1 protein-coding gene is annotated in these 1,115 nt (G+C 71.4%); it reads left to right on the forward strand.

Annotation, left to right across the window (positions count from 1 at the left end; all coding sequences use genetic code 11):
• Positions 1-1,023, forward strand: a 1,023-nt coding sequence (locus ACFWMR_RS42655; protein WP_378382503.1) for a glycosyltransferase, incomplete at its 5' end; no start/stop codon positions are given.
• Between the last annotated feature and the right edge of the window lie 92 nt (positions 1,024-1,115).

Below are 1,115 nucleotides of genomic sequence, written 5' to 3' on the forward strand. Positions count from 1 at the left end.
GGACCGAAGCCAACGACAGGGGAAGACGCGCTGAAACTCGCGCCCGCGCTGGTCGCCGCCCGATTCGAGACACTCTCCGCCGCAGCGGCGGACTGCGACGCCATCCTGGCGACCGGGCTACTGCCCGCCGGCGCGCGGGACGTGGCCGAGAAGCGGGGAATTCCTTACGTGTACGCGTGTTTCCACATTTTCGGGCTGCCGTCGCGGCATTTCGCCCCGGGCCTGCGGCCGGGCACGCCGTCTCCGGAGGGCGAGACGGACAACCGGGTGCTGTGGCAGCAGGACGCCCAACGGGTGAACGCGTTGTACGGCGGCGCGCTCGACGAGCACCGGGCGGCCATCGGGCTGCCGCCGGTGGACAACGTCCGCGACCACGTCTTCACCGGCTCGCCGTGGCTGGCCGCCGACCCGGTCTTGTGCCCGTCGGAAGGGATGACGGACCTCGACATCGTCCAAACGGGAGCGTGGATCCAGCCCGACGACCGCCCCTTGCCGGACGACCTCGAAAAGTTCCTGGAAGCCGGCGAGCCGCCGGTGTACGTCGGCTTCGGCAGCATGGCCGCGTACGCGCCGAAGGACATCGCCCGGGTGGCCATCGAGGCACTGCGGACGCTGGGGCGGCGGATCCTGCTCGCGCGTGGCTGGGCCGGACTGGCCTCGATCGACGACGCGGACGATTGTTTCGTCGTCGGCGAGGTCAATCAGCAAGCACTCTTCCGCCGCGTGGCCGCCGTCGTGCACCACGGCGGCGCGGGGACCACGACGACGGCCTCGCGGGCGGGCGCGCCCCAGGTGGTCGTCCCCCGGATCGCGGACCAGCCGTATTGGGCCTCGCGGGTGGCGGAGCTGGGAATCGGTGTGGCGCACCAGGATCCGACGCCGACCGTCGAGTCGCTGTCGGCCGCGCTGACGACGGTCCTGTCCCCGGAAACGCGGGCTCGGGCGAAGGCCGTGGCGGATACGATCCGGACCGATGGGGCGACGGTGGCGGCGAAGCTCCTGGTGGAGACGGCCAAGGCTTAGCCGGAAGTCACTCGCCACGCTTGCCGCACCAGCAGCGGCGGCTCAAGTACATGAAGGCCCCCTTCCTTGCGCCTAGCGCAAGCACCGGGGCC

The organism is Amycolatopsis thailandensis (assembly GCF_042723255.1).
Taxonomy (GTDB): domain Bacteria; phylum Actinomycetota; class Actinomycetes; order Mycobacteriales; family Pseudonocardiaceae; genus Amycolatopsis; species Amycolatopsis thailandensis.